The following is a 26,387-nucleotide window of genomic DNA, read 5'->3' as shown; positions in this document are numbered from 1 at the left end:
CCCGGCAGCCTTCGGAGCCACCCCGTAACGAAAAGTGTCTACGAAAGCGGGGTCAGTCCAGGGACGACACAATAAGCGCCAACCAGCCAACGATAAAACGATAAAACGACAAAACGACAAAACGACGAAACGACAAAACGACAAAACGAGCGGAGGCATCGCCGAGACGATCAGTGCTACCATTTCGGGCTCTGTTGAACTCAAGTACGAGGAAAGACGTGAACAAACCCCTGAATCTTTTGACGCTGGCGGTTGCCGCCAGTCTGCTGATGGCCTGCTCGGAGCAGGCGCCGCCGCCCCCGGAGGCGCCCGAGGCGCCTGAATCCGCCGAGGCCGAAGCCCCGGAAGGCACCGAATCCGACGCTTCGTCCGACGAGGCTTCCTCCGAATCGGAAAGCACCGGCGACAACCCGCTGCTGACCGAAAACGACCTGCCTTACGGCATGCCGCCGTTCGACAAGATCGAGTCCGATCACTTCCTGCCGGCCTTCGAGGCGGCGATGGAAGAGCACATGGCCGAGGTCGAGGAAATCGCCAGCAGCGACGAGGAACCGACCTTCGAGAACACCATCCTGGCGATGGAACGCGCCGGCCGGAAGCTGCAGTACATCGGCCGGGTGTTTTCCAACATGACCAGCACCGTCACCGACGACACGCTGCAGGAAACCCAGCGCAAGATGGCGCCGAAGTTCTCGGCCCACAGCGACGCAATCAACCTCAACCCCGACCTGTTCGCGCGCATCGAAGCGGTCTACGACCAGCGCGACGAGCTGGATCTGAGCCCTGAAGGCCTGCGCCTGGTCGAGGAATACCACAAGGACTTCGTCCGCGCCGGCGCGCAGCTGAGCGACGAAGAAAAGGAAGAGCTCAAGAAGATGAACTCCGAGCTCGCCGAGCTGACCACGCAGTTCAGCCAGAACGTGCTCAAGGAAGTCAACGACTCGGCCGTGGTCTTCGACAGCCGCGAAGCCCTGGAAGGCCTGAGCGACGCGCGCATCGAGGCGGCTGCCGACGAAGCCGCCGATCGCGACCTGGAAGAGGGCAAGTACGTCATCACCCTGGTCAATACCTCGATCCAGCCGCCCATCGCCGAGATGGAAAACCGCGAGTCCCGCGAGAAGGTCAAGAAGGCCTCGCTGGCGCGCGGCTCCAGAGGCAACGAGTACGACAACACCGGTGTCGTGGCCGACATCGTGCGCCTGCGCGCCGAACGGGCAAAGCTGCTGGGCTACGACACCCACGCCGACTACATCCTCGAGGACCGCACCGCGCAAACCGTCGAAGCCGTCAACGGCATGCTCGGCGAACTGGCCCCGATCGCCGTGGCCAACGCCCGCATGGAAGGCGAAGACATCCAGGAAGTGATCAACGAGACCGAGGACGAGCCGTTCGAGCTGAAGTCCTGGGACTGGTTCCACTACGCCGAACAGGTCCGCCAGGAGCGCTACGCCTTCGACGAGGACCAGATCAAGCCCTACTTCGAGATGAACACCGTGCTTGAAGACGGCGTGTTCTTCTCGGCCGAGAAGCTGTTCGGCATCACCTTCGAAAAGCGTCCGGACCTGCCGACCCAGCATGAAGACGCCACCGCCTGGGAAGCCTTCGAGGAAGACGGCACGTCGATGGGCATCGTCATCATGGACTTCTACGCCCGCGGCACCAAGCGCGGCGGGGCCTGGATGAACTCCTACCGCCTCAATTCCGAGCTGCTGGGCGGCCACCCGGTACTGGGCATGCACCTGAACGTGCCCAAGCCGCCCGAGGGCGAGCCGACTCTGCTGACCTGGGACGAGACCACCACCATGTTCCACGAGTTCGGTCACGTGGTGCACGGCCTGTTCTCGGACGTCGAGTACCCGACCTTCGCCGGCACCAGCGTGCCGCGCGACTTCGTCGAGTACCCCTCGCAGGTCTACGAGATCTGGGCCGCCTGGCCGGAAGTGCTGGCCAACTACGCCAAGCACCACGAGACCGGCGAACAGATCCCGCAGGAACTGCTCGACAAGGTGATCGAGGCGCAGAAGTTCAACGAAGGCTTCGCCACCACCGAGTACCTGGCCGCGGCCATCATCGACCAGGCCTTCCATCAGCTCGGCCCGGATGAAACCCCGGCTGCCGAAGAGGTGATGGACTTTGAAGCCAGCGTGCTCGAAGAGCACGACCTGGACTACGAACCGGTACCGCCGCGCTACCGCACGCCGTACTTCTCGCATTCCATGGGCGGCTACGACGCCGGCTATTACTCCTACATCTGGAGTGAGGTGCTGGATGCCGACAGCGCGCTGTGGATCAAGGAAAACGGCGGCCTCGACCGCGAAACCGGCCAGCACTACCGCGACACCATCCTCTCGAAGGGCGGCAGCAAGGCAGCCATGGACCTGTACCTGGACTTCGCCGGCCGCGAACCGAGCATCGAACCGCTGCTAGAACGCCGCGGGCTGGTCATCGACGGCGAGGACGAGGAGTAAAAAACGTGTCGTCCCGGCCCCCGAGCCGGGACCTCACACCTTTAAGCCGGCACGGCCCGACTCACTGCCACCGGCGATCTGCGAGATCCCGGATAGCCGCTCCGCGGCTTCCGGGATGACATAGCGATCTCAGAAGCGGCCTCCAGGCCGCGACCGATCTGCAAAGAGCCCCGGCCACCGCGCCGGGGCTTTTTCGTTACACCCTGCAAATCAAACCTTGTCGTCTTGAACCCCGATCCGGCACCGTATACCCACCTGGAAATGTCGTCCCGGCCGGAGCGCAAGCGAAGAGCCGGGACCTCGCACTCATCAGCTGGCACGGCCCACTGACTGCCCACCGCACCATGCGAGACCCCGGATCACTGCCCCGTTCCAGAAGTGAACCCTCCAATTGATCATTTTGTCCAATTTGTCCATAATCGAGATTATCAAGTCGGGAGCCCTCGTATGAAGCATGTCACATCGACCGAAGCCAAGCAGCGGTTCGCCGCCATACTGGATGCCGCCCAACACGAACCGGTGACCATCAAGCGGCAGAATCGGGAAGTTGCCGTGGTCCTGTCCACACGCGAATACGAGCGTCTGCACGGGCTCAATGTGCAGGAATTCGAGAACTTCTGCGACGCCATGGCCGAAAGCGCCCGAAAGCGTGGCCTGACCGACGCCGACCTGGAAGCATTGCTTGCCGATGATGCGTAGGGAATCCCTGCGGGTCGTCGTCGATACCAACGTCATTATCAGCCGGCTCCTCGCTCCGGGCTCCCTGCCCGGGCGCACCGTTTCCCATGTCGTTCGGCGCGGCCGCCTGCTTGCTTCCAGCGAAACGCTCGAGGAACTCGCCCGGGTACTCGGGCGCGCAAAGTTCGATCGCTACCTCAGCCTGAGCGAGCGCCAGCAGTTCATGCGCCTGTTGGGCCGAATCGTCGAAATCCCACCGATTACTCACCGATTCACGCAATGTCGCGATGCGTCCGACAACAAGTTCCTCGACCTGGCCGTCAGCGGCAATGCCACCGCCATCGTCACCGGCGATCAGGATCTGCTGGAACTTCACCCCTTCCACGACATCCCCATCATCACGCCAGCAACCTATCTTCAATCCCGTTCCTGAACCTTAGAATCCGACGCGATGTGTAGTCCCTGCCGCCGGGCCGGGCTCCAAACGTGTCGTCCCGGCCCCCGGATCTAGTCCGGGGCAGGCTCCGCGAACCGTAGAGCTGGAACCTCCCACCCACTTAGTAATGTCGTCCCGGCCGGAGCGAAGCGTAGAGCCGGGACCTCCCACCCATCTTCCGGCACGGCCTGCCTCACTGCCCGCCGACCCGTGCGAGATCCCGGATAGCCGCTCCGCGGCTTCCGGCACGACCCAACGACAAAACGACAATCAGACCGTTACAATACCCGCCGATGCCGAGGTGGCGGAATTGGTAGACGCGCCAGGTTTAGGTCCTGGTGGGGCAACCCGTGGAGGTTCGAGTCCTCTCCTCGGCACCAGGCTGGCTTGGCTAATGGGCTTCGATTGATCCACGTCGCTTCGAGGGATAGTATGTGGCGCGCGGGTCGATTGATGGAATTTTGCCTGTAGGGGGCATGGATGGGGAGAAATATGGCTGAACAAGAAACGGGGTCCGATACGAGGGAGCGATCGACAAGGGTCATCGACCTGTGGCGTCTGGTCTGGGCGGTTCGTGTTCCGGTCCTGATCGTCCTGCTGGCCTTCACGGTCGTTTTCTGGGCCGTCGCCTTCTTCTACAAGACGCCCGAGCAACCGGTCTATACCTGGCAAAGCCAGATCCAGTTCACCTTCTCGGGTATTGACGACGGCCAGTATCCGGACGGCACACCGTTCACCAGTGCCGACCTGGTTTCGCCGGTGGTGCTCGAGCAGGTACACGCCGAACTCGATCTGGCTGAGCAGGGCATCGAGTTGGACGAGTTTTCCGACATGCTCACGGTGGCTGCTCACGCCCCGCGGCGCGACGAGTTGATGGCCGATTTCCGCCGGCGCCTTGGCAACGACCTCAGCACCGCCGAAACCGCGGAACTGGAAGAGGACTTTCTGGCGCGCCTGGAGCGCATCACGCGCGGCCAGGTCAAGCTCACGCTGACCACCCGCCACGAGGACCTGCCTGCCGGCGACATCCTGGCCGCCATCCCGCGAACCTGGTCCAACTACGTGCGCGATGAATTCGGTGCCTTCGCCGCCGACCTGCCGCTCTATACCGTCGACGTTATCGACGACTCGCGCGCGCTGGAGATGGATTTCCTGCTGACCTACGACGCCCTCAAGGAGACCTTCAGGCGCCTCAACGATAACCTCGAAATGCTCGAAGAGCAGCCCAACAGCGGTCAGGTCGAGGATCCCGAAACCGGCATGGGGCTGGCCGATGTGCGCGCGCTTTCCGGCGAACTCGAGGAATTCGTGCTCGAGAACGCCATATCGCCGAGCCTGGCTTTCGGTCTGTCCAGCCGGCCGGAACTGACCGTGTGGTTCTTTGAAAACCGCATCGAAGCCCTCGAAAGGCAGCGGCAACTCATGACCGCGCGGGGCGAGCGTGTCGGTGAGGTGCTCGACGATTATCTCGAACAGCAATATGCCATGGGTAGCAGCGAAGCCGGCTCGTCGGCGACCATGCAGGCGGCGGGCATCGGCAGCGGCTTCCTGCAGCGCCTGGTCCAGCTCGGCGCCAACCGCGGCGACACCGGTTTCAGGCAGGAGCTCAGCCGCGAACGGCTCGACTACACCATGCAGGCGGCCGAACTGGAAGCCGAAATCCGGCGGGTCCGGGAATTGATCGCGCTGATTGAAAGCCAGGAAGACTCAGATTTTGACTCGCCCGAAAGGGAGGGCGACTCCTTGCAGGAACAGATCGAGGAGATGATCGCCTCGGTGCGCGAACTCTACGAAGTCACCGGCCGCATCGCCCATCGCATGAACACCATGCGATTCGGCGGGGAGCAGGCCATCTACAATGTGGTCGAGACGAGCGATTCGCCGGGCTCGACCAACCTCGTCTTCCACTCGGCCAACCTGGCGCGCTACCTGCTGGGCCTGGTGATCGTGCTGCTGGCCGCAACTCTGGGCCTGGCGGTTCTGCTGGCTGTTCGCCGGCAGGCACGATCCAGCAATTACTGAATGTTCCGAGTGGTAAAATCCGCCTCTTCGCCAACCCTTGCGACCCACTGAATTCATGACTCAGTCACAGGAATACACCCCTGAACACCACTACGCGGACGACGAGATCGACCTGCGCGATCTGGTCCGCGCCATCTGGGACACCCGCGTACCGGTCGTCGCTGCCGTATTGCTGTTCGCAGCCGTATTCTGGATCGGGGTGGGCCTGTTCGGTGCCAAACAGGGCGTGACCTACCACTGGGATGCGCTGGTGCAGTTTTCCTTCACCGGCGTGCAGGATGGCGAATATCCCGACGAGAGCCCGTTTTCCAGCTCGGATCTGCTCTCGCCCGTGGTGCTTCGCCGGGTCTACGAGGCCAACAACGTCGAAGACTATGGGCTTTCCCGGGCGGATTTTTCCGAAGCGCTCAGTATCTCGGCCCATGCACCCAATCGAGAGTTCGTCGTCCAGCGTTTCCGCAACCGGCTCGCTCGTGAGCAACTCAGCTCGGCCGAGATCCAGGAACTGGAAGAACAGTTTCGCGACGCCCTGGACAAGGCCAGCCGCGGCCAGGCCAGACTGTCGCTGACCCTGCGCGCCGGTCCGCTGCCGCGCGGCGGCATGCTGCCCGAAGCAATCGCGCGCAAGGTACTGCTCGATATCCCGCGCGAGTGGGCCCGCTACATGACGGAGGAAGTCGGCGTATTCGCCACCGACATCAGCCTCTACAGCGTCGACGTGCTGGAAAGCTCGGTGCTCAAGAACATGGACTTCCTGGTCGCCTACGACGTGCTCAAGGACAAGTTCTCGCTGCTGTCGCACAACATCGAACAACTCGAGGAACTACCCAACAGCGCCAATGTGAACGACCCGGAAACCGGCTACCGCCTGAGCGATATCCGTGCCCTGGCTTCGGAACTGGAAGAGTTCGTGCTACAGGATACGCTCTCACCCACTTTGGCCACCGGCGTGTCGCGCAATCCGCAGCTGACCATCCGCTTTTTCCGCAATCGCATCGACGAGCTGCGCCGCCAGCGTGATTTGATGCAAACCCGCGCCGAACGGGTTGAACAGACCCTGAGCGACTACAACCGCTCGCCTCAGGTCGTCGGCGGTTCGGCGCAGGGCGGGCTGACCCTGCCGGAAGGGATGCAGGGTGGGGGTGGAACGACCATTCCGCAGTTCGGCAGCGACTTCCTCGACCGCCTGGTCGAGCTGGGCAGTGACTCCGGCGATATCGAGTTTCGCCAGGAACTCAGCCGCGAACGGCTCGACTACACCCTGCAGGCCGCGGAGCTGGAATCCGAAATCGATCGCCTCGCAAGGCTGATCGAGATGATCGAACAGCAGGCCGCCGGCGAAGACGCCGTAGATGATGGGCTTGATCCGGACGAGATGGCCTCGGAACTGTCGACGCGCATGGACGACATCATGGGCTCGCTGCGCGAACTGTTCGCCGCCAGCGGCCGCATCGCAGAGCGTATGAACGAACTGCGCTACGGTAGCCAGGAAGCCATTTACAACATCAGCAAGGCGCCGCAGGAGGCCAGCATGTCGGCCATGATCCTCACCCGCAACAACCTGATGTGGTTCGTGCTGGGCAGCTTCCTGGTGGCCATGGTCACCGTCTTCGGCGTGTTCCTGGTCAATATGGTCAAACAGCGCCGCGAAAGCTGATCCCCAGGCGGTCGGGGAGGGCGCCGTGCTTTATCTGGACAAGGTGCTTGCCCAGCTCGCCTATCCCCTGGGCCTGGCAATCGCGCTGGTGTTGGCCGGGCTAGCCCTGGTCGGATTCAGGCGGGCACGCATGGGCCTTGCGCTGGCCCTGGCCGGCCTGGGCTGGCTGACGCTGTGGTCCCTGCCAGCAGTCTCCGATCACATCCGTGCATCGCTGGAACAGCGCTACGAAAACCTGCCGGCCGAAGCCGCGCCCGAAGTCGACGCCATCGTTCTGCTCGGCGGCGGCGAACGCGGCACGCCAAAAGACTGGCCGTATCCGGATCTGGCACGGGGCGCCGATCGCATCTGGCACGCCGCCCGGCTGTACCACGCCGGCAAGGCTCCGAAAATCATCGTCTCCGGCGGCCGCGTGGGCTGGACCGGCGACCGGCAAACCGGCGCCGAGGCGATGCGCGAACTACTGACGAATCTGGGCGTACCCGGATCGGCCATCCTGATGGAGACCGAAAGCCGCAACACCCGCGAGAATGCCGTCAACACAGCAGCCATCGCGAAACAGAATGATATCGAGCAGGTGCTGCTGGTCACTTCAGCCCTGCACATGCGCCGCAGCCTGGCCACGTTCAATGCAGCGGGCCTCGAAGCCGTCCCTGCCGCGGCCGACTTCGAAGTTATGCCCGAGCCGTCACATGTATTGCGCTGGCTGCCGGATGCCGAAGCGCTGCACGACAGCACCCGGGCCATCAAGGAATACCTGGGTTACTGGGTCTATCGCTGGCGCGGCTGGGCGGAATAGGCGAAAAGAAATCGAAAATACCTGTTGATGCCCCGCTAAACGGGCTATAAACTGGCATCGTTCAATTTTGAACGTGGGGCGACATGGGTCACGGCAACGCCCCAATACTGTAGGTCGGGGCAACGTCCCCAACGAAACTGGGAAACCGCTCCCAAACCAAAATTCAATCAACGAGGCCTTTGGGAGCAACACCCAAGGGCGGTAGCGTGCCCGAAACCTCCCTCGATATCGATACCCGCTTCCAGCTGCTCCGCGCACTGGAAAACGACCCCAACATCTCCCAGCGCGCCCTGTCGCAGGAGTTGGGCCTGAGCCTGGGCAAGACCAACTATTGCATCCGCGCCCTGATCGACAAGGGCTGGGTCAAGGCCGGCAACTTCCGCCGCAGCGAAAAAAAGCACCGCTACCTCTACCAATTAACCCCCGCCGGCATCACCGAAAAAGCAAGAATCACCAACCGCTTCCTCAAGCGCAAGATCGAGGAACACCAGGCGCTGGCGGAGGAAATCGAGCGGCTACGCGAGGAGCTGACTTCGGGGGAAGGGGAGAAGGTGCTGTAGTCAGTGGTCCGTAGTCTGTAGTCTGTGATTGGGATGGATGAATCGGTTGCTGTTGAGGAGGGTTTCGCTAGGTCGGCGAAGGAGCTCAATGTTTACCAGCTGGCCTACGAGCTCTCTATGGAAATCTACAAACTGAGCAAGTGCTTTCCCGCCGAGGAGCGGTACGCACTGACGAGTCAGATTCGGCGATCTTCTCGGTCAATATGCATGAACTTGCGAGAAGCATGGGCCAAGCGACGATATGAAGCGCACTTCATTGCCAAGCTGACAGACTGCGACGGAGAAGCCAGCGAAACGGATACCTCACTGGACTACGCACTGGACTGCGGATACATCACGCAGGAACAGCATCAGGCTCTAACCGGAAAGTGCCGCCACATAGGCGCCATGCTAGGCAAGATGATCAACAACCCAAAGAAATTCCTAACGACCTAACAGACAACGGACAACGGACAACCGTCCACAGACCACAGACCACAGACCACAGACCACAGACCACAGACCACAGACGCATGACCCCACGCTGGATCCAACGCCTCGACAACTACAAGCGAGCCCACGCACAGCTCAAAGGTGCTGTAGATCTCATGCGCCGTCGCGAGCTTTCCGATCTGGAAAAGCAGGGCGTCATCCAGGCTTTTGAATTCACCTGGGAGCTCGCCTGGAATTTGCTCAAGGATTATCTCAACTGGCAAGGCGAAACGGAAATCACCGGTGCGCGTGACGCGATTCGCGAAGCGTTCAGCCGCGAATTGATCGAGAAAGGCCAGGTCTGGATGGCCATGCTGCAGGACCGAAATCGCACCGCTCACACCTACAATGAAAGCACCATGCGGGAAATCCTGACCAGCATCGACGAGCAATACATTGAACAATTGGACGGGCTGAAACGACAGTTTCAGGAGCTGGCTGAAAAGCATGGATGAGCCTGACTGGGGGTTGCGGACGAACGAAGTGAAGCGCATTCGCGGTGTTCTGAGCGCCCACCCCGAGGTCAGTCAGGCCATCGTCTACGGGTCCCGCGCGATGGGCACGCACCGACCGGGATCCGACATCGACCTCACCCTGCGCGGCCCCGTGCAATGGGCCGACCTGCAACGAATCGAAACCGAGCTCGATAGCCTGGATATGCCCTACAAGATCGACCTGTCAATCGAAAGCCAAATAGAAAATCCCGAGTTGCTCAGCCACATAAAACGCCACGGCCAGACCTTCTACGAGCAAAGTGCCGACGCTTCCTGAACACCGAATGCGGCAACTATCCAACAGACCACAGACCACAGACCACAGATAGCGGACCACAGATAACGGACCACAGGTCAGTCCACAGACAACAGACCACAGACAACATGATTAAGGTAACCATCTTCGGCACCGGCTACGTCGGCCTCGTCACCGGCACCTGCCTCGCCGATGTCGGCCACCACGTCACCTGCGTGGACATCGACCAGGACAAGATCAACATGCTCAATGGGGGCAAGATTCCCATCTACGAGCCGGGCCTAGAGGAAATGGTCGAGGAAAACCACGACGCCGGTCGCCTGCAGTTCACCACTGAGGCGGCGGAGGCGGTGGTGGAAGCTGAGGTCCTCTTCATCGCTGTCGGCACGCCGCCGGACGAGGACGGCAGCGCGGACCTGAAATACGTCCTGCAGGTCGCGACCACCATCGGCGATCATCTGAAGCAACCGGCGATCATCGCAACCAAATCCACCGTGCCGGTGGGCACGGCCGATCGGGTGCGCGAGACGGTCCAGTCCCGCTTGGACGAGCGTGGCGAAGCGATCGACTTTGACGTCGTCTCCAACCCGGAATTCCTGAAGGAAGGTGCCGCCGTCGAAGACTGCATGCGCCCCGACCGCATCATCATCGGTACCGCCTCGCAGCAGGCCGCTGAAACGCTGCGCAAGCTCTACGCGCCGTTCAACCGTAACCACGATCGCCTGATCATCATGGACGTGCGCTCGGCCGAACTGACCAAGTACGCTGCCAACGCCATGCTGGCGACAAAGATCAGTTTCATGAATGAAATTGCCAACGTGGCCGAACGCGTGGGGGCGGATGTGGAGATGATCCGCCGCGGTATCGGCTCGGACCCGCGCATCGGCTGGCATTTCATCTATCCGGGCGCCGGATTCGGCGGTTCGTGCTTCCCCAAGGACGTGCGCGCTCTGGCCAGTATCGCCGGCGAGAACGCTGTCGAACCCGAATTGATCCGCGCCGTCGAATCGGTCAACGACCGCCAGAAGCGCCACCTGTTCGAACTGATCTGCCAACACTATGGTGGTCAGGACCAGCTTCGGGAAAAGCAATTCGCCCTGTGGGGCCTGGCCTTCAAGCCCAACACCGACGACATGCGCGAGGCCTCCAGTCAGACCCTGCTGGCCCTGCTGTGGGAGGCCGGCGCCAACGTTAGCGCGTTCGACCCCGAAGCCATGGACGAAGCACACCGGGTCTTCGGCGACCGCGACGACCTGGAATACTGTGAAAGCGCCGAAACCGCCCTGACTGGTGCCGACGCGTTGATCATCATCACTGAGTGGAAGCAATTCCGCAGCCCTGACTTCGAGCTGCTGAACAAACGACTGGTCGACCGCACCATCTTCGACGGCCGAAATCTCTATGAACCCGAAGAAGTCGAGGCGCAAGGCCTGGCCTACTACGCCATAGGCCGCGGCCGCAGCGTGCTCAGAAAGAAGTAGGAGCGGCCTGCAGTCCGCGAGACCAGTACTCCATCGAGGTGATTGAGTGCTGAAGATCGTTCCTATTCACGTTGTGCTATCCAACCGAGAAACAATAAAACGACAAAACCAAAAATTGATGCTAAATCAAATTAACGATTTCCCAAACCAGATCCGCAACGCCTGGCGACTCATCACCAACCAGATTTTCGAGCCAATCGACATCGATCGTATCGAAAATATCATCGTTGCCGGAATGGGCGGCAGTGCAATTGGCGGAGATCTGGTCGCCGGGCTATTGCAGGACGAACTACCCGTATCAATCTTCGTGCACCGCAACGGTGGCCTGCCAGCTTGGGCCGACGAACGCACCCTGGTGATCGCTTCGAGCTACAGCGGCAACACCTGGGAAACACTCAGCGCATGGGAGGCAGCACAGGCCGTCGGTGCTCTGCGGCTGGCCATTACAACCGGCGGAGAACTAGCCGACAGCGCCCGCACTGACAAAGGCGCGGCGTTGCTGGCATTTGAGTATGAAGCCCAACCTCGTGCCGCTCTGGGCTACAGCCTGACCTTGATGCTAGGCACACTGCATGGCCTTGGTCTAATCAACGATCCCACTAGCGAACTCCAGGCCGCCGTTGATGAACTCGAACCGTTTGGTGCTCTTTGGGCCGACACGAATGCGACCGACAATCGCGCCAGAGACTTGGCGGGCTTCTGCGCCGAAGGCATACCATTTATTCTTGGCGCTGAACACCTGTCAACGGTGGCGCGTCGCTGGACCACCCAGATCAACGAAAATGCCAAGAGCTGGGCGTTCTGGAATGAATACCCCGAACTCAACCACAACATCATCGTCGGATTTCAAAAGCCCGAATCAACTGCCAGCGACCATCTCATCCGGCCCATTCTGCTGACATCTGAACATGTCGATAGTACGGTCGCTGTTCAACAGCGTGTTACCGGCCAATTGTTTGACAGACAGGGCATCGAATGGCGGAGTTTGCCCAGTCCGATGGTAGAAACCCGCTTGGCAGAGCTGCTTTGGTTCGCGTGGCTTGGCGATTATGTCAGCTATCACCTGGCCGACTGCTATCAAGTCGATCCAACGCCGGTGGAAGCGATCGACTACCTTAAGTCCCAAATGTCACTAGGGGCTCAATAGCTCCTGTAGAAGGGTTATTTGGGCGGGGAGAACGCTGGCAGCGTTGTGCTCTCGACGCTGATTAGACGCCTACATGAAGCCAAGATTCAGAAGAAGGCATTTAGCGCACTTATGTCAATTTCCTGAACGCAGCAAAAAGAAAAACTGATCAAGGAACAAGAATTTGAGCACCACCCGATCACCTGAAGGTAATGGCAAAGTCGCCCTTATCACTGGCGTCACCGGTCAGGACGGCGCTTATCTTGCTGAACTCCTGCTGAGCAAGGGCTATGTGGTCCACGGCATCAAGCGGCGAGCCTCGCAATTCAACACCCACCGCATCGACCACCTCTACCAGGACCCGCACGAGCGCGATCCGCGCCTGGTGCTGCACTACGGCGACCTGACCGACTCCACCAACCTGATCCGCGTCGTCCAGGAAGTCCAGCCCGACGAAATCTACAACCTGGGTGCCCAGAGCCACGTGGCGGTGTCGTTCGAAAGTCCCGAATACACCGCCAACAGCGACGCCATGGGCACGCTGCGGCTGCTCGAGGCCATCCGCATCCTGGGGCTGGAAGACAAGGTGCGCTTCTACCAGGCCTCCACCTCGGAGATGTTCGGCAAGGTGCAGGAAACGCCCCAGCGCGAGACCACGCCCTTCTACCCGCGCTCGCCCTACGGCGCGGCCAAGCTCTACGGGCACTGGATCACCGTCAACTACCGCGAGTCTTACGGCCTGTACGCCTGCAGCGGCATCCTGTTCAACCACGAATCCCCGCGGCGCGGCGAGACCTTCGCCACCCGCAAGATCACCCGCGCCCTGGCGCGCATCTACTTAGGCCTGGACGACTGCCTGTACCTGGGCAACCTCGACGCCCTGCGCGACTGGGGCCACGCCCGCAACTACGTGGAAGCGCAGTGGCTGATGCTGCAGCAGGACGAGCCCGGGGACTACGTCATCGCCACCGGTGCGCAGCATTCGGTGCGCGATTTCGTCAACGCCGCCGCCGCCCGCCTGGACATGCAGATCGATTGGCACGGCAGCGGCCCGGAAGAACACGGCGTGCTCGCCAGCGCGCCCGAGGACTGCGCCCCCGAACCGGGCACGCGCATCGTCGCGGTGGACCCGCGCTACTTCCGCCCCGCCGAGGTCGACACCCTGCTCGGCGACCCGGGCAAGGCAAGGGAAAAGCTGGGCTGGCAACCGAAGACCACTTTCGACGAACTGATCTGCAATTCAACACGGTGTTGACCATGCCGAGCTCCGCGAGACACTGTCGTCGTCCGGTTTTAGAAGATTCCTGTATCAACCGTTCAAACGTCAATTCCTCGATACAGGCGATGAAATTGTCAGCGAGGGAAACGCGATCTATTTCCACAACCTGAAAGTCATCGCCCCCCGGAATCGCGGCATCTATGGATCGCCGCATCCTAAATCGAGCGAGAAAATAAACTTCACTAAATGTAACTACTGGAGGGTCGGTCAATGACGAAGAAGGTACTAGTATGTGGCGCCGGCGGGTTTATCGGATGCCACCTCGTCAACAGGCTGGTAGCAGAAGGCTGCTGGGTGAGGGGCGTGGATCTTAAGTTTCCGGAATTTTCGGAAACCACGGCGCACGACTTCGTGATCGGCGATCTTCGCAACCAGTCGGTGGTTCAGGCCGTGGTCGATTGTAGGTTCGATGAGGTTTATCAACTTGCCGCGGACATGGGCGGCGCCGGATACATATTCACCGGAGACCACGACGCCGACATCATGCACAACTCCGCGACCATCAACCTGAATATCGCGGACGCCTGCTACAAGCGCAACATCAAGCGGATTTTCTATTCATCGTCGGCGTGCATGTATCCGGCCTACAACCAGGAAGACCCGAACAATCCGAACTGCGCTGAGGACAGCGCGTATCCGGCCAACCCGGACAGCGAATACGGCTGGGAAAAGCTGTTCTCGGAGCGGCTTTACCTGTCATACAACCGCAACCATGGCATGGAGTGCCGGATTGGCCGCTATCACAATATCTTCGGGCCGCAAGGTACCTGGACGGGCGGCAAGGAAAAGGCGCCGGCAGCGCTGTGTCGCAAGGTCGCAGAAGCCGACGATCCCGGCGTGATCGATGTTTGGGGCGATGGCTCGCAGACGCGTTCCTTTTTGTATATCGATGAGTGCGTCGAGGGCACGATTCGAATGCTGCGCTCGGATTGCGAAGTGCCGGTGAATATCGGCTCTGATGAGATGATTTCGATCAACAATCTCGTCCGCATGGTTGCCTCGATTTCCGGCAAGCAGATCGAAATCCGCAACATCCCCGGCCCTGAGGGCGTACGCGGCAGGAACTCGGATAACACACTGATCCGTGAAAAGTTGGGCTGGGCGCCGGAAATGCCGCTGAAGGACGGCATGGCCAGAACCTACTCCTGGATCGCGGAGCAGGTAGCAAACGCCCGTTGACCGAAGACAAAGCGCGGACGCTGGTGAGAGACGTGCAGCTAAACGGCCACAAACCGAAAATTGCGCTGATGTACCACTTCATGTATCCAGATGATGTTGTCAGCGCGCATCATTACCATGACCTGGCGCGCGGGCTGGTCGAACGCGGATGGGAAGTCGAGGCATTGGCCTGCAGTCGCGGCTGTCGCGATGAATCGGTACGGTATGCCCAAAGGGAATACGCGGACGGAGTCCAATACCGTCGAATTTGGCGACCTCGCTTTCGTCAATCCAGTTTCTCGGGACGGCTTCTGAATGCCGCCTGGATGGTGCTCGCTTGGGCGCGGGTGGCGCTGCGCAGAGCGTCGCGTCGGCCGGACGTGGTGCTGATCGGAACCGATCCGGTGTTTGCCGTAACTTCAGCGGTGCCGCTCAAACTGTTCTCAGGCCGAATGAAAATCGCGCACTGGTGTTTCGACCTGCATCCCGAGGCCGCCGCCGCATCCAGCTCTATTGATCCGGCTTCACCGCTATATCGCCTGGCCCGAGCCGGCTGCGCAATGGGGTATCGACGATGCGATCTGGTCGTGGACATCGGGCCCGGAATGCGCGAGCGCCTGCGGCGTTATTCGCACGGCGCCGCCGAAGCCACAATCACGCCATGGGCGCTGGCCGAGCCGTCGACCGAGGCGCCGGTGGATCCGGCAAGCCGTAATGAGCTGTTCGGCGATTGCGCTATGGGCATTCTGTATTCCGGGAATTTCGGCGAGGCGCATGAATTCCAACGATTCTTACTGCTCGCGCGTTCGCTGCGCGACACACCGCAGATTCGATTCTGCTTCGCGGTGCGGGGCAATCGGGCCAACCGGCTGCAGGAGGCTGTAACCGACGGAGATACTAACATCAGCTTCGCCGGATTCGCGCCAGCGGATCAGCTGGAGAATCGACTATCGGCCGCCGATATCCACTTGTGCAGCCTGCGCGCGGAATGGTCCGGGATCGCCGTGCCGTCAAAATTTTTTGGCAGCCTTTCGGCAGGGCGGCCGGTGATTTACGATGGCGATTCCGATTCGGATATCGGCGGCTGGATATCGCGGTTTGACGTGGGCTGGGTGCTTGGCGATGACAACATCCAGGCGGTCGCGGCTTCATTGCGGCAACTGGCCGATGACCCGCGCAAGCTTTCAGGCCTGAAACAAAACGCGCATCAGGTCTATCGTGAGCACTTTGCTAAACAAGCAATGATTGAGGCGTGGGACGATCGACTCCGGTCCACGATTGATGGGAATAGGTGAAGCACTTTTGCAGCAAACAGGCTTATTGAAGGCATTGTGGCGGTGCCATTAAGAAACCTCTTGCGCCGCTAACGGCGAGGCCATGGGCACCCTGCTCGGCGACCCGAGCAAGGCAAAGGAAAAGCTGGGCTGGCAACCAAAAACCACCTTCGACGAGCTGGTCTCGGAAATGGTGGAAAAGGATCTCGAAAGCGCCCGGCACGATGCGCTGATCGAACGCGAAGGCTACCGCGCCTACCGATTCAAGGAATGACCATGGAACAACACAGCCGGATCTTCGTCGCCGGCGGCCGCGGCATGGTCGGCAGCGCCATCTGCCGCGCCCTGGCCGCCAAGGGCTTCAACAAAGTGCTCGTGCCCACCCGCAATGAGCTCGACCTGGGCGACCAGGCCGCCGTGGCCGACTGGTTTGCAGAAAACCGGCCCGAATACGTCCTTCTGGCCGCCGCCAAGGTCGGCGGCATCCACGCCAACGACACCTACCCGGCCGAGTTCATCCACGACAACCTCGTCATCGAGACCAACGTGATCCACTCGGCCTGGCAGAACGACACGAAAAAACTCTGCTTTCTCGGCTCGTCGTGCATCTACCCCAAGCACGCGGAGCAGCCGATGAACGAAGACCAGCTGCTCACCGGCCCCCTGGAGCCGACCAACGAATGGTACGCCATCGCCAAGATCGCCGGCATCAAGCTGTGCCAGGCCTATCGGCGGCAATACGGCTTCGACGCCATCAGCCTGATGCCCACGAACCTGTACGGGCCCGGTGACAATTTCCACCCGGAAAACTCCCACGTCATCCCTGGTATGATCCGGCGGTTTCATGAGGCCAAGGAAGAAGGCCGCGAGGAAGTGGTCATCTGGGGCACCGGCGCGCCGAAAAGAGAATTCCTGTACGTCGACGATCTGGCCGACGCCTGCCTTTACCTCATGCGGCACTACTCCGACGAGCAGTTCGTGAACATCGGCGTCGGTGAGGACATCGCCATCCTGGAACTGGCAAAACTGATTGCAAAGGTCGTCGGCTACGAAGGCAAGATCGAAACCGACCCGAGCAAGCCGGATGGAACACCTCGAAAACTGATGGACGTATCCAGAATGCATGAGCTGGGCTGGCGGGCGGTAACCGGCTTGGAAGAAGGCCTTAAAGAGACCTACGAGTGGTTCCTAGCGAATGGCAAGGCGAAACGGCTTTAGCTCCTTACCGGAGGTTGATTTCTCCGGCGTCGACCTGAGCTGATCCAACACGCGTTCCGATGCGCATTTCTGCCACAGCGATCCACGCGAAAAATATCATTCAGCTTTCCCAAATCGAGAAAGACGGCGCAAATACTATGATGGAGTCAACTCAATGAAATGGCTGGTAACAGGTGGCTGCGGCTTTATCGGCACCAGTTTGATACGTCACTTGATAACAGAAGGCAATCATTCGATAACCGTGCTGGACAACTTAACCACCGGCACACGTGAAGACCTTTCCAACGTATGCGACTTCGATGAGATTCCCCGTGAGGCGCTCCTTTCAGCTTATCGATCCGGAGACAGCTGCAATTTAGCTCTAGATCGCCGTTGCAAACTAATAGCCGGAGACATTCTTGACCAAGAGTTGGCACACGCGGTTTCACGGGATGCAGATATCATAGTACATCTAGCGGCCAACACTGGAGTTGGACGATCTGTAGAAGACCCTCGCCTAGACTGCCACACAAATGTTATCGGCACATTTAATTACCTAGAAGCAGCGAGACAAAACAAAGTTTCACGATTCGTATTTGCCTCCAGCGGCGCTCCAATTGGTGAGGTAGAGCCACCCATTCATGAAGAACTAGCACCTCATCCAGCTTCACCTTACGGCGCAAGCAAGTTGGCAGGAGAGGGATACTGCTCCGCCTACAAACATAGCTTCGGCCTTGATACGGTCATTTTGAGATTTGGAAACGTGTATGGCCCCGGCTCATTACATAAAGGCAGTGTTGTCGCAAAATTTATTCGGCGGGCCATGAACAGTCAGCCATTGGAGATCTTTGGTGACGGCACTCAGACACGTGACTTTATATATATTGAAGATTTGATTGAGGCCGTACTGAAAGCGGCCACTAAGCAAGGAATCGGCGGCGAAATCTTCCAGATTGCCACCAATAGAGAAACCACCGTCGGAGAAATGACAGAATACCTCGTTCGCATAATGCAGTCACGGGGAATTCAAGGCATAAAGCTGCGTAATGCTGAACGACCCCCGGGGGATGTTAGGAGAAACTTTTCCGACACTTCTAAGGCACGACGTTTGCTGAATTGGCAATCCAAGACGCACCTAGAGGCCGGGCTTGAGCGCACGGTTGACTATTTTTTGCAACCCTAACAATTAGAAAACCTTAGTTCCATCACGATTAGACTTGTATTGAGGAGCATTAAATGCGTGTATTGATTCTCGGTGGCGACGGTTACCTTGGTTGGCCAACGGCTATGAATTTCGCCGCGGCCGGACACGAGGTAACAGTGGTCGACAACTACCTTCGGCGTCGCATTGCGGAAGCGACGGACAGTGAGGCATTGATGGCGACACCCAGCCTATCCGAACGAGCTAAAATCTACCACGCCAACTCAGGCCATGAAATATCCGTCCGGATTGGTGATCTTTGCGATCCGGAATTCATGTTCGACGTAGTTCGCGACACTACACCGGATACAATTGTTCATTATGCCGAGCAGCCTTCAGCACCCTATTCCATGCGTGGATTTCGCGAAGCGCGCGAAACACTACAAAACAATCTGGACGTGACCTTCAATTGCATCTGGGCCGTCAAGGAACATGCACCCGATGCCCACATCATCAAACTCGGAACCATGGGTGAGTATGGGACGCCCGACATCGATATAGAGGAAGGCTGGATCGAGATCGAGCACAAGGGCCGGAAGGATACCTTCCTGTATCCACGCGCTGCCGGCTCTCTCTACCACACCACTAAGGTCCTCGATACCGATCTGCTCTGGTTCTACGTGCGTACCTACGGTCTTCGGGTGACCGATTTGATGCAGGGGCCGGTCTACGGCATCTCCACCGACGAGGCCGACCTCGACCCCGGCCTATGTCCGAACTTCCACTACGACGACATCTTCGGCACGGTTGTGAACCGGTTCCTCGTGCAGGCGGTCGCCGGCGTCCCTCTGACTGTCTACGGCGGTGGGGGGCAGACACGAGGCTACCTGAACCTGCGGGACACGCTTCAATGTGTTCGGCTGGCCGCTGAGAAGCCGGCAGACACCGGCGAACTTCGCGTGTTCAATCAGCTTACTGAAACATTCACCGTCAACGAACTGGCGGAGCGCGTCAAGGGTGCGGGCGACAAGCTGGGGCTGAATGTCGAGATCCGGTCGATTGACAACCCCCGAAAGGAAAAGGAGGAGCACTATTATAATCCGGTGTATTCGGGCCTAACTGAACTTGGCCTGCAACCGCACTACATGACCGATGAGGTGCTCATCGAGATGTTGGAGCGGGTGCGTGTGCAAAGCCACCACATCGACACCGACCGTATTATGCCGCGCGTGAGATGGAACGGATGAACAGTCTCCAGCGTTTCAGCGGCAAGAGCGTGCTGATCACCGGTGCATGCGGCACCGTGGGTTCCGAGCTCGTCCGCCAGTTGGTAGACAGCACGGCAGAACGCATCGTTTGTCTAGACAACAACGAGAGCGACCTATTCTTTCTCGTCGAGCAGTATGGCGCGACGGGGCGGGTAACCGGTCATCTTGCGGACATCCGCGATCGCGAAGTCCTGAAGCTGAGGATGCGCGGCGTAGATGTCGTGCTCCACGCCGCCGCGCTCAAGCACGTCGGTCTGTGCGAAGACAGTCCCACTCAAGCCGTACAAACCAATGTACTCGGCACGCAGAACGTCATCGACGCCGCCCTCGAGAACCGGGTTGAGCGGGTGATTTTCACCTCTTCCGATAAGGCAGTGAATCCCACTAACGTGATGGGCACCTCCAAGCTAATGGGTGAACGGCTCATGACTGCCGCCGCCGAGACCTACGGCAACGGCACGACAATATTCGCCTCCACACGCTTCGGCAACGTCCTCGGCTCCCGCGGTTCGGTCGTGCCACTGTTTCGTCGCCAGATCAAGGCCGGCGGACCCATCACGCTAACCGACCGCCGTATGACTCGCTTTATCATGACCCTTGAGGAGGCCGTCGCGCTAGTACTCGAATCGGTCTGGCTCGCCGCGGGTGGCGAGGTCTTGATCACAAAGATGCCCGTTGCCCGAATCGAGGACATTGCCTACGTCATGCGCGACGCGCTTGCGGACCAAGATGACATCGAGATCAAGGAAATCGGCACCAAACCGGGCGAGAAAATGTACGAGGAGCTGATGAATGAAGAAGAGGTACGCCGGACCTGGGAATACGGCAACTTTTTCGTAACATTGTCGGCCTTCGCGGACCCCACGAGCGCCGCCTACGCTCACCTGACCGGCAAACAACAGGCTGATCGTCCCTACAACTCGGCGCATGAACCGGCCCTGTCTAGAGCGAAGCTCACGTCCTATTTCCAGGAAAAAGGCGTTCTGCGATGAGTTCAGTCCGCATCAAGGGGCGTTGGCCCGCGGTGCGGCACAAGGCATTCGTACGCGGTTTCTCAGGTCTTGCCCCTTACTACCTGGTCAACGAGTTTCCCAAATCGGGTGGCACCTGGCTGGCACAAATGCTGTCCGATGCACTGGATATACCCTTCCGACGTAATGCGCCTATCCGATTTGAGCACAGCGTGACGCATGGCCATTTCCTGAGCCCTTTAGGCCTGCGCAACGTGATTGTTCTGTGGCGCGATCCGCGCGATATGCTGGTCTCGTTCTACTATCACTGTTATTTCTTGAACGAAAAATGCAATGCGCCACTGGTTCGGCTGATGAAGGCGCGATGTCCGTTCGAAGACTACACCAACATCCGCGGCAATCTGCCAGACTTCATCCGTTTCATAACGCAAACGCCTGCGAGCCCCCGTTTCACCTGGCCACAATTCGTGCGCGTATGGGCGCACCGCCCAGCTACGGTGCAGACCAGCTACGAGGCGCTACGCACAGATACGACGGGCGAACTGTCGCGAGTCGCCGAGGTGCTGAGCGGCAAGCCATTGCCGGAGGGGCAAGCGGCAGAGGTGGCCGAGCGCCACAGCTTCGCCCGCGCGAAACAAGAAGCAGAGCGAGCTCGGTCGCCCGACGCTGAGATATCCTTCGTTCGCGAAGGGGCCCTGGGAGGGTGGCGCAGGCATTTCACAACCGAAGCAGAAGCGGCATTCCGGCAAAATGGTTACGAGGAGGCTCTTTCACTCATTGGCACGAAGCTTTTCGGAGAGCGTAAGGCCAACTCTTGTTAATGTCTGCCGACAGCAAGCCATTCGAGGACCAGCATGGTCGAGATCGTGCCCGCCGACCAACAAGGCATGTTGTCCTGCAGCGGGTTGTGGGCATTGTTCCAACGATGGCGCATCATTCATCGGAGGATAGGATGCGAGGTAGCCTGTCATTCCAAACCGCTTTTCTCCACACGAGCCGTGATCGGTAGCCCGCAGCTGAACGCGATCAGCAGCACATGGGGTAGCCTGCAGATAATTCCCTTCTCGGCGGAAAAGTTGAGTATCGGACTGTTTGGTAACGGCCTGAGAAAGGCTTTGCTTACTCATATCGTGATCGTCCTGAGTGAGCTTGCATTCGACTACGAGGCGCGACGGACAATTTAGTACGCGGCTCGTAGAGCATTCATGTGGCGTCAAGTAAAGCCAGCTCGTCACTTCACAGCTGTCAGGGAATCGCTCTTGCTGAGCAAGCCGATCATGGTGTCGACCTCCAGCTCCCAGTTGCCGATCTCAACACACTCATTAGTCTCTCTGGGCTGCGCCTCGACCCCGAGCCAGGCGGCGATCCGTCTTCGGTGCTCCCGTAGCCCTTATACTTTTTCTGTTGGATGCGGAAATGGCGGTGCAAGCCATCACCAGGCTGCTTGTCGGTATATGTGAAATGGTAGATCCACTCGTAGCTGATCCGCAATCCGCCTACTATAGGGACCGCGCGGCGATCTGCTCGGAGCGAGTCACGCCACCGCCGGCGCTCAATTACCTGCGAATGGTTGAGCGCAATGCGTCGCTGGCTGCGTGAGGAGCGGCCCTGCTCCGAGGCAAGTCGATGCGCCTGATAGGCGAGAAAGCCGCGCTGATCGCGGTTGTAGCCGCCCGCTCGAGACACCTTACTCAGGCTGCGATTGGGCTCAAGAGCAATTTCCAGTTGGATGCATTCGGCGCCAAGCCGCCCGAAATTTTTTTCCTTACTTGGTGAGGTGCGCGAAGCTCATTCCATCAGATTATACTCGGTCGTTGGGCGCGCCGATGCTACCGCACCTCAGCTTCAACTTTATCCCTGCGGTGTTGCATTTCTCAGTTATACCCAAGGGCTAAATTGAGGTCGTGAAAAAATCAAGATGCCCCCAAAAACAATCCCTTTATACAGCCTATTCCACAAGATTTTTACAGAACCCGATGTAAATGCTCTGCGTGGCCAATTGACAAAGGCCGGGCTTGGATCTGTATTAATCAGGGTAGGCAATCTTACTTTGGGGCTCGGGTTAGCGATTCTTCTAGCTCGGGTCTTGGGTCCAGAGCAATATGGAATATATACTTTTGTGATTGCCCTGGTTTCGATGGTAGTCATTCCGGCACAGTTTGGCTTGCCTCGGCTGGTTGTTCGCGAGACGGCTAAGACACAGGTTTTAGAGAAATGGGGGTTGATGCGCGGCCTCTGGCGCTGGACCGCCATGGTGGGTGGAGCGCTTTCGCTAATGTTTGTTTGTATTGGGTTGGGCACATTGTGGCTATTGGCAGAGAAAATTCCTAAAACCCACTACCTGCCCCTCTTTTTTGGAGTGGCCCTAATACCTTTAATTACGTTTAACTCCTTGATAGGTGCGGCCTTGCAGGGATTGCGTAAAGTCGTTTTGGGTCAGGCGCCGGAACAGATTCTGCGTCCCGCACTCCTTATTTTGTTGATTCCTTTCGCAATTTGGTGGATGGGAGGCGGTACCGTTGAACCCGTCATCATTGTAATTTTACACATTGCGGCAGCCAGCTTGGCATTGCTGATTGGTCTTTTACTGTTTAATTACAAGCGTCCATTCCAAATCAAGACGCTGCCAGCTCCTCAATACGAAATAAGGCTATGGTCTAAAGCCATGCTGCCCCTTGCACTAGTTGCTGGAATGCAACAGATCAATAAATATACTGACATAATCATGTTGGAATATTTTAAGTCTGCTACTGAAGTCGGCTTATACCGAATTTCCGTACAGGGGGCCCTATTGACAAGTTTTGGCTTGCAAGTGATTGGGATGTTTATATCGCCTTATTTTGCCAGGCTATATGAGCAAGGAGACTTGAGGCGTCTTCAGAAACTGGCGACGGCCAGTGCCCGTGCCGCACTCATTATGGCATTACCGCTTTTTACCATAGTCATAGTGTGGGGTGATGAGTTAATACGTATAATGTTTGGAGAGCAATACGTTAACAGTTACCCTGCCCTTGCGATTTTGGCCGGCGGGCAGTTAGCACACAGCTTTTTCGGGTACGTAGGAATTATATTGAATATGTGTGGATTCCAAAAGTCTGTGGCTATTTACGTTTCGATTACAGCAGGGGTTAATATTTTGTTGAACGCCACATTGATCCCGCAACTTGGCATGGAGGGCGCGGCGATGGCAACGACGGTCACCCTTTTCTTGTTTAATCTATTATTGTGGAGAGAAGCCTTTCGACGCATCGGTATAAGTACAACCGCGTTAGGCTTACACGCGAACAATTAGGAGACTAATAACAAGGCCGGATTTGCGCAACCGGAGTTGTCTTAAACTGTTAAAAATATCTATGAGGAATGCTGTAATGCTAAAAGCCACTTATCGAAGACTAAAAAAGTCTATTTGGACGACCGCCTTGCGCGCCTATGTTTCAACCAAGAACTCCTACCAGCCGTTGGGTGAGGATAAGGCAGCGTCCGGCGGTCGCCCGACGGAGGCGTTTCAGTCACGATGGCGGCATGTTAAGTCTGAGATTGAATCCTGCGGTGCACAAAACCTCGTTGATATCGGTTGCGCACAAGGATGGTTCGTGAGGAATGCCTGCATCCAATGTAATCTGTTCTCAATAGGTCTTGACATAGAGAGAAGCAGTTTAAGGCTGGGGAGTGCTTATGCTGAATTGCAGGGAGAGAAGGGCTACGGTTTCGTGGCGGGAGCGTTTACGCCAACTACAATTGAAAGGCTTCCAACATTTGATATCGTAGTTTGTTTTTCCTTGGTTCACCATATAATTAAAGAAGAGGGCCGAATGGGAGGGTTGGAATATCTTAAAGCTTGCCGGAAAATAACAAAGAAACGTTTTTTATTTGATATCGGGGGGCCGGAAGAGCTGAGTCATTGGTGGGTTTCGAAATTGGACTTTCTAAAGGGAGATCTGGAGGCTAATTTGCACGACTATCTTGCTGAAGCAGGCTTTACCGATATAAGGAAGATAGGGGAGTCGCTTGCGCATGAAGATAAAATTATGCGTCCACTATTTGCCTGTTCTCCTTGATAGAGTGAGAATTTGGTAGCCAGGGATGCTTTATTCGAAACTTTTAAGTAAGCTGTTTAAAATACACAAGCAGAAGAAGATTCTAAAAAGAGCCCTAGTTGCCAACGACGCATTAATGTCTCCCGGTTGGTATGGATTTAATGGCAACATTGCATTTCGTATAAAGTCTGGCCAGTTAGATAGCCTAAGAAAGTCCAAAGGTTACAAGATAGATCCTAAGCACAACATTGCAATAAAAAAATTGATACAGATGATGTACCTGGTAATTCCACCTTTTTTGACATGCGTCTCGAAAAAAGGCCATGGAACTGGGACACAACTACTTATCACCGCGTCAAGAAGCGTAAAAATATTTGATTGTTCAAGTCAGGCCGTTCAAACGGTTTTTTTTAACGAGAGCGATAGCCAGGCTCTATTAAAAAACAAAGAGAAGCTATCGGCGATTGTGCCTGTGGTGGATGTGAGGCCCAATCGACTTGGAGACGGTCTTATTGAACCTTTGTTGAGCGGTGTTGCTTTCTGCGACCTAGCGGTGGCTAGTCAGTTAAGAGTATTGAATAGTGTTATTGAAAAGTACGAGCGGTTCGCTAAGTCGAACTTCCCTTCATTCAAGAGTAGACAATTCTTCAGAGGTCTTTTTAAAGAGATTCTCGAGTTGCCGCTTCCGCCGGTCCTTGAGAATGAGCTCCTTGAGCGCAAGAATAGCCTTATTCCAAGGCTGACCAAATGCCCTTTTTATCCTTGTCACGGCGATCTGCACGGAAAAAATATAATTGTTGAAATGGACGGCATTACAATCATTGATTTGGAAACCGTCTGCCACAGACCTATTTTCTATGATCTCGTAAGTTTGCTCCTTCACGAGGAAGATGGAATTCAAGGTAAACTTGTATCCGATCAACTGGCCATTCGTTACCAACATCTAACTAATAAAATTTATGAGTTGGACCGGAATTTAGGCCAGGATGAAATGATCTTGATATATATCATTTTTAAAATTCTGCGCAATCCATCTCGACAATTTAGAAAAATGACGCAAAATGAAGATCTCTATAATATTGCCAAGCCGTATATTAAAAGAATGAATGAACCTCGGCTTTAAAGGTAATTGCCAAAAGAGGTGCTCACGAACAATACACAGTGTACCTTGCCGTTGGTATTGCTTTTAGAAAAGATGTAGCGGTCGGATTTGCGTGTTTCGATTAGGCAATCTGGATCGCGGAGGTTAAGTATTGTCGTAAGAGAACCAAGGTCGGCTAAAGCAGTCGACATGGATAAACCCTGAGTGTAGTCTTTGGCCAGGGTTGTCGATATCGATGCTAAAGCGAAACTCGCTATTTGTCGCGAGTTGACTTAGAGCTCTTATTCACCTCCCAGATCCGACTTTCGGACTTTACAAGATATTGGCTAGGCTCGCGAAAGAACTATAAAGCTGCACTTCATTCGGCCGGACAAGCCGATGCAAAACTCTTTGTCGAGGGCTTCAACGACAGTTTCTGTGACTACTGCTTGGGCGTGTGCTGGCGCAAACATGATAGATTCGCTGATCAACAATCAGTCAGTGGCGCGACGGTCCCCACGGAAATTGGTTAC

General features: G+C 57.5%; 26 protein-coding genes, 1 tRNA gene and 1 pseudogene. 27 read left to right on the top strand and 1 reads right to left on the bottom strand.

Annotated elements, in window-relative coordinates; genetic code table 11:
- The coding region (locus tag DZK26_RS14420) for a hypothetical protein (protein WP_220337089.1) at positions 1-183 on the bottom strand (183 nt) is incomplete at its 3' end.
- 35 nt (positions 184-218) lie between these two features.
- Between DZK26_RS14420 and DZK26_RS05905 the strand changes: the two genes are divergently transcribed.
- From DZK26_RS05905 to DZK26_RS05785, 27 genes and pseudogenes are all read left to right on the top strand, one after another.
- The gene (locus tag DZK26_RS05905) at positions 219-2,468 is read left to right on the top strand and encodes a M3 family metallopeptidase (protein ID WP_220337091.1); all 2,250 of its coding nucleotides are present in this window, start codon (positions 219-221) and stop codon (positions 2,466-2,468) included.
- 447 nt (positions 2,469-2,915) lie between these two features.
- Positions 2,916-3,167 (top strand): type II toxin-antitoxin system Phd/YefM family antitoxin, encoded by a 252-nt coding sequence (locus tag DZK26_RS05900; protein ID WP_116897762.1) that lies wholly within the window; start codon positions 2,916-2,918, stop codon positions 3,165-3,167.
- A complete protein-coding gene (locus DZK26_RS05895) occupies positions 3,157-3,579 on the top strand; it encodes a putative toxin-antitoxin system toxin component, PIN family (RefSeq protein WP_116897763.1) in 423 nt (140 codons plus the stop codon). Before DZK26_RS05900 ends, DZK26_RS05895 begins: the two co-directional genes overlap by 11 nt.
- Before the next feature lie 298 nt (positions 3,580-3,877).
- Positions 3,878-3,962: transfer RNA gene (locus DZK26_RS05890), tRNA-Leu, on the top strand.
- Positions 3,963-4,074: 112 nt separating this feature from the next.
- Positions 4,075-5,604, top strand: coding sequence for a hypothetical protein (locus tag DZK26_RS05885; protein WP_116897764.1), 1,530 nt, complete (start codon positions 4,075-4,077; stop codon positions 5,602-5,604).
- A gap of 55 nt (positions 5,605-5,659) precedes the next feature.
- Positions 5,660-7,261: a hypothetical protein gene (locus tag DZK26_RS05880; RefSeq protein ID WP_116897765.1), complete on the top strand. Its 1,602-nt coding sequence runs from the start codon at positions 5,660-5,662 to the stop codon at positions 7,259-7,261.
- Positions 7,262-7,286: 25 nt separating this feature from the next.
- Positions 7,287-8,060: a YdcF family protein gene (locus DZK26_RS05875; protein ID WP_116897766.1), complete on the top strand. Its 774-nt coding sequence runs from the start codon at positions 7,287-7,289 to the stop codon at positions 8,058-8,060.
- Positions 8,061-8,266: 206 nt separating this feature from the next.
- Entirely contained in the window at positions 8,267-8,620 is a 354-nt protein-coding gene (locus DZK26_RS05870; protein ID WP_181918331.1) for a MarR family EPS-associated transcriptional regulator, read from the top strand.
- A 33-nt stretch (positions 8,621-8,653) separates the two neighbouring features.
- Positions 8,654-9,055 (top strand): four helix bundle protein, encoded by a 402-nt coding sequence (locus DZK26_RS14720; protein WP_116897767.1) that lies wholly within the window; start codon positions 8,654-8,656, stop codon positions 9,053-9,055.
- A gap of 77 nt (positions 9,056-9,132) precedes the next feature.
- On the top strand, positions 9,133-9,546 hold the full coding sequence (locus tag DZK26_RS05860; protein WP_116897768.1) for a nucleotidyltransferase substrate binding protein: 414 nt from the start codon (positions 9,133-9,135) through the stop codon (positions 9,544-9,546).
- On the top strand, positions 9,539-9,862 hold the full coding sequence (locus DZK26_RS05855) for a nucleotidyltransferase domain-containing protein (RefSeq protein WP_116897769.1): 324 nt from the start codon (positions 9,539-9,541) through the stop codon (positions 9,860-9,862). Before DZK26_RS05860 ends, DZK26_RS05855 begins: the two co-directional genes overlap by 8 nt.
- Positions 9,863-9,972: 110 nt before the next feature.
- Positions 9,973-11,322, top strand: coding sequence for a UDP-glucose/GDP-mannose dehydrogenase family protein (locus tag DZK26_RS05850; protein WP_116897803.1), 1,350 nt, complete (start codon positions 9,973-9,975; stop codon positions 11,320-11,322).
- Positions 11,323-11,368: 46 nt separating this feature from the next.
- Positions 11,369-12,469: a bifunctional phosphoglucose/phosphomannose isomerase gene (locus DZK26_RS05845; protein WP_147306622.1), complete on the top strand. Its 1,101-nt coding sequence runs from the start codon at positions 11,369-11,371 to the stop codon at positions 12,467-12,469.
- A 163-nt stretch (positions 12,470-12,632) separates the two neighbouring features.
- Positions 12,633-13,697 (top strand): annotated as a pseudogene (gene gmd / locus DZK26_RS05840) (GDP-mannose 4,6-dehydratase); the annotation flags it as partial.
- A 240-nt stretch (positions 13,698-13,937) separates the two neighbouring features.
- Positions 13,938-14,906, top strand: a complete 969-nt coding sequence (locus tag DZK26_RS05835) for an NAD-dependent epimerase/dehydratase family protein (protein ID WP_116897772.1) — start codon at positions 13,938-13,940, stop codon at positions 14,904-14,906.
- On the top strand, positions 14,903-16,180 hold the full coding sequence (locus DZK26_RS05830) for a glycosyltransferase family 4 protein (protein ID WP_147306623.1): 1,278 nt from the start codon (positions 14,903-14,905) through the stop codon (positions 16,178-16,180). Before DZK26_RS05835 ends, DZK26_RS05830 begins: the two co-directional genes overlap by 4 nt.
- 82 nt (positions 16,181-16,262) lie before the next feature.
- On the top strand, positions 16,263-16,433 hold the full coding sequence (locus DZK26_RS05825; RefSeq protein ID WP_116897774.1) for a GDP-mannose 4,6-dehydratase: 171 nt from the start codon (positions 16,263-16,265) through the stop codon (positions 16,431-16,433).
- Positions 16,434-16,435: 2 nt separating this feature from the next.
- Complete coding sequence (locus tag DZK26_RS05820; RefSeq protein WP_116897804.1) at positions 16,436-17,377, top strand: GDP-L-fucose synthase; 942 nt, start codon at positions 16,436-16,438, stop codon at positions 17,375-17,377.
- Positions 17,378-17,531: 154 nt separating this feature from the next.
- Positions 17,532-18,539 (top strand): NAD-dependent epimerase/dehydratase family protein, encoded by a 1,008-nt coding sequence (locus DZK26_RS05815; RefSeq protein WP_116897775.1) that lies wholly within the window; start codon positions 17,532-17,534, stop codon positions 18,537-18,539.
- Positions 18,540-18,592: 53 nt separating this feature from the next.
- Complete coding sequence (locus DZK26_RS05810; RefSeq protein WP_116897776.1) at positions 18,593-19,744, top strand: NAD-dependent epimerase/dehydratase family protein; 1,152 nt, start codon at positions 18,593-18,595, stop codon at positions 19,742-19,744.
- Positions 19,741-20,757 (top strand): SDR family NAD(P)-dependent oxidoreductase, encoded by a 1,017-nt coding sequence (locus tag DZK26_RS05805; RefSeq protein ID WP_116897805.1) that lies wholly within the window; start codon positions 19,741-19,743, stop codon positions 20,755-20,757. Before DZK26_RS05810 ends, DZK26_RS05805 begins: the two co-directional genes overlap by 4 nt.
- A complete protein-coding gene (locus DZK26_RS05800; RefSeq protein WP_116897777.1) occupies positions 20,754-21,557 on the top strand; it encodes a sulfotransferase domain-containing protein in 804 nt (267 codons plus the stop codon). Before DZK26_RS05805 ends, DZK26_RS05800 begins: the two co-directional genes overlap by 4 nt.
- Before the next feature lie 33 nt (positions 21,558-21,590).
- Positions 21,591-21,920 (top strand): hypothetical protein, encoded by a 330-nt coding sequence (locus DZK26_RS05795; RefSeq protein WP_116897778.1) that lies wholly within the window; start codon positions 21,591-21,593, stop codon positions 21,918-21,920.
- A 442-nt stretch (positions 21,921-22,362) separates the two neighbouring features.
- Positions 22,363-22,512, top strand: coding sequence for a hypothetical protein (locus DZK26_RS14300; protein ID WP_181918332.1), 150 nt, complete (start codon positions 22,363-22,365; stop codon positions 22,510-22,512).
- A gap of 142 nt (positions 22,513-22,654) precedes the next feature.
- Positions 22,655-24,028 carry a flippase gene (locus DZK26_RS05790; RefSeq protein WP_116897779.1) on the top strand — a complete coding sequence of 458 codons (1,374 nt, stop codon included), beginning with the start codon at positions 22,655-22,657 and terminating at the stop codon, positions 24,026-24,028.
- Between the two features lie 76 nt (positions 24,029-24,104).
- Positions 24,105-24,794 (top strand): class I SAM-dependent methyltransferase, encoded by a 690-nt coding sequence (locus tag DZK26_RS14160; RefSeq protein WP_147306624.1) that lies wholly within the window; start codon positions 24,105-24,107, stop codon positions 24,792-24,794.
- A 25-nt stretch (positions 24,795-24,819) separates the two neighbouring features.
- A complete protein-coding gene (locus DZK26_RS05785; protein ID WP_116897780.1) occupies positions 24,820-25,896 on the top strand; it encodes a phosphotransferase family protein in 1,077 nt (358 codons plus the stop codon).
- Positions 25,897-26,387 lie beyond the last annotated feature (491 nt).

The sequence above is a fragment of the Wenzhouxiangella sp. 15190 genome (assembly GCF_003417465.1).
In the GTDB taxonomy this organism is placed as follows: domain Bacteria; phylum Pseudomonadota; class Gammaproteobacteria; order Xanthomonadales; family Wenzhouxiangellaceae; genus Wenzhouxiangella.
Note: the sequence above shows the minus strand (reverse complement) of the source record. Positions and strands in the feature narration are given on the sequence as shown.

Excerpts from the sequence above, each read along its gene's own strand:
- DZK26_RS14160 (WP_147306624.1), top strand. The coding sequence starts at position 24,105 with ATGCTAAAAGCCACTTATCGAAGACTAAAAAAGTCTATTTGGACGACC.
- DZK26_RS05820 (WP_116897804.1), top strand. The coding sequence starts at position 16,436 with ATGGAACAACACAGCCGGATCTTCGTCGCCGGCGGCCGCGGCATGGTC.
- DZK26_RS05885 (WP_116897764.1), top strand. The coding sequence starts at position 4,075 with ATGGCTGAACAAGAAACGGGGTCCGATACGAGGGAGCGATCGACAAGG.
- DZK26_RS05800 (WP_116897777.1), top strand. The coding sequence starts at position 20,754 with ATGAGTTCAGTCCGCATCAAGGGGCGTTGGCCCGCGGTGCGGCACAAG.
- DZK26_RS05795 (WP_116897778.1), top strand. The coding sequence starts at position 21,591 with ATGGTCGAGATCGTGCCCGCCGACCAACAAGGCATGTTGTCCTGCAGC.
- DZK26_RS05790 (WP_116897779.1), top strand. The coding sequence starts at position 22,655 with ATGCCCCCAAAAACAATCCCTTTATACAGCCTATTCCACAAGATTTTT.
- DZK26_RS05860 (WP_116897768.1), top strand. The coding sequence starts at position 9,133 with ATGACCCCACGCTGGATCCAACGCCTCGACAACTACAAGCGAGCCCAC.
- DZK26_RS05895 (WP_116897763.1), top strand. The coding sequence starts at position 3,157 with ATGATGCGTAGGGAATCCCTGCGGGTCGTCGTCGATACCAACGTCATT.
- DZK26_RS05855 (WP_116897769.1), top strand. The coding sequence starts at position 9,539 with ATGGATGAGCCTGACTGGGGGTTGCGGACGAACGAAGTGAAGCGCATT.
- DZK26_RS14300 (WP_181918332.1), top strand. The coding sequence starts at position 22,363 with ATGCGCCTGATAGGCGAGAAAGCCGCGCTGATCGCGGTTGTAGCCGCC.
- DZK26_RS05805 (WP_116897805.1), top strand. The coding sequence starts at position 19,741 with ATGAACAGTCTCCAGCGTTTCAGCGGCAAGAGCGTGCTGATCACCGGT.
- DZK26_RS05900 (WP_116897762.1), top strand. The coding sequence starts at position 2,916 with ATGAAGCATGTCACATCGACCGAAGCCAAGCAGCGGTTCGCCGCCATA.
- DZK26_RS05815 (WP_116897775.1), top strand. The coding sequence starts at position 17,532 with ATGAAATGGCTGGTAACAGGTGGCTGCGGCTTTATCGGCACCAGTTTG.
- DZK26_RS05785 (WP_116897780.1), top strand. The coding sequence starts at position 24,820 with ATGCTTTATTCGAAACTTTTAAGTAAGCTGTTTAAAATACACAAGCAG.
- DZK26_RS05835 (WP_116897772.1), top strand. The coding sequence starts at position 13,938 with ATGACGAAGAAGGTACTAGTATGTGGCGCCGGCGGGTTTATCGGATGC.
- DZK26_RS05810 (WP_116897776.1), top strand. The coding sequence starts at position 18,593 with ATGCGTGTATTGATTCTCGGTGGCGACGGTTACCTTGGTTGGCCAACG.
- DZK26_RS14720 (WP_116897767.1), top strand. The coding sequence starts at position 8,654 with ATGGATGAATCGGTTGCTGTTGAGGAGGGTTTCGCTAGGTCGGCGAAG.
- DZK26_RS05825 (WP_116897774.1), top strand. The coding sequence starts at position 16,263 with ATGGGCACCCTGCTCGGCGACCCGAGCAAGGCAAAGGAAAAGCTGGGC.
- DZK26_RS05880 (WP_116897765.1), top strand. The coding sequence starts at position 5,660 with ATGACTCAGTCACAGGAATACACCCCTGAACACCACTACGCGGACGAC.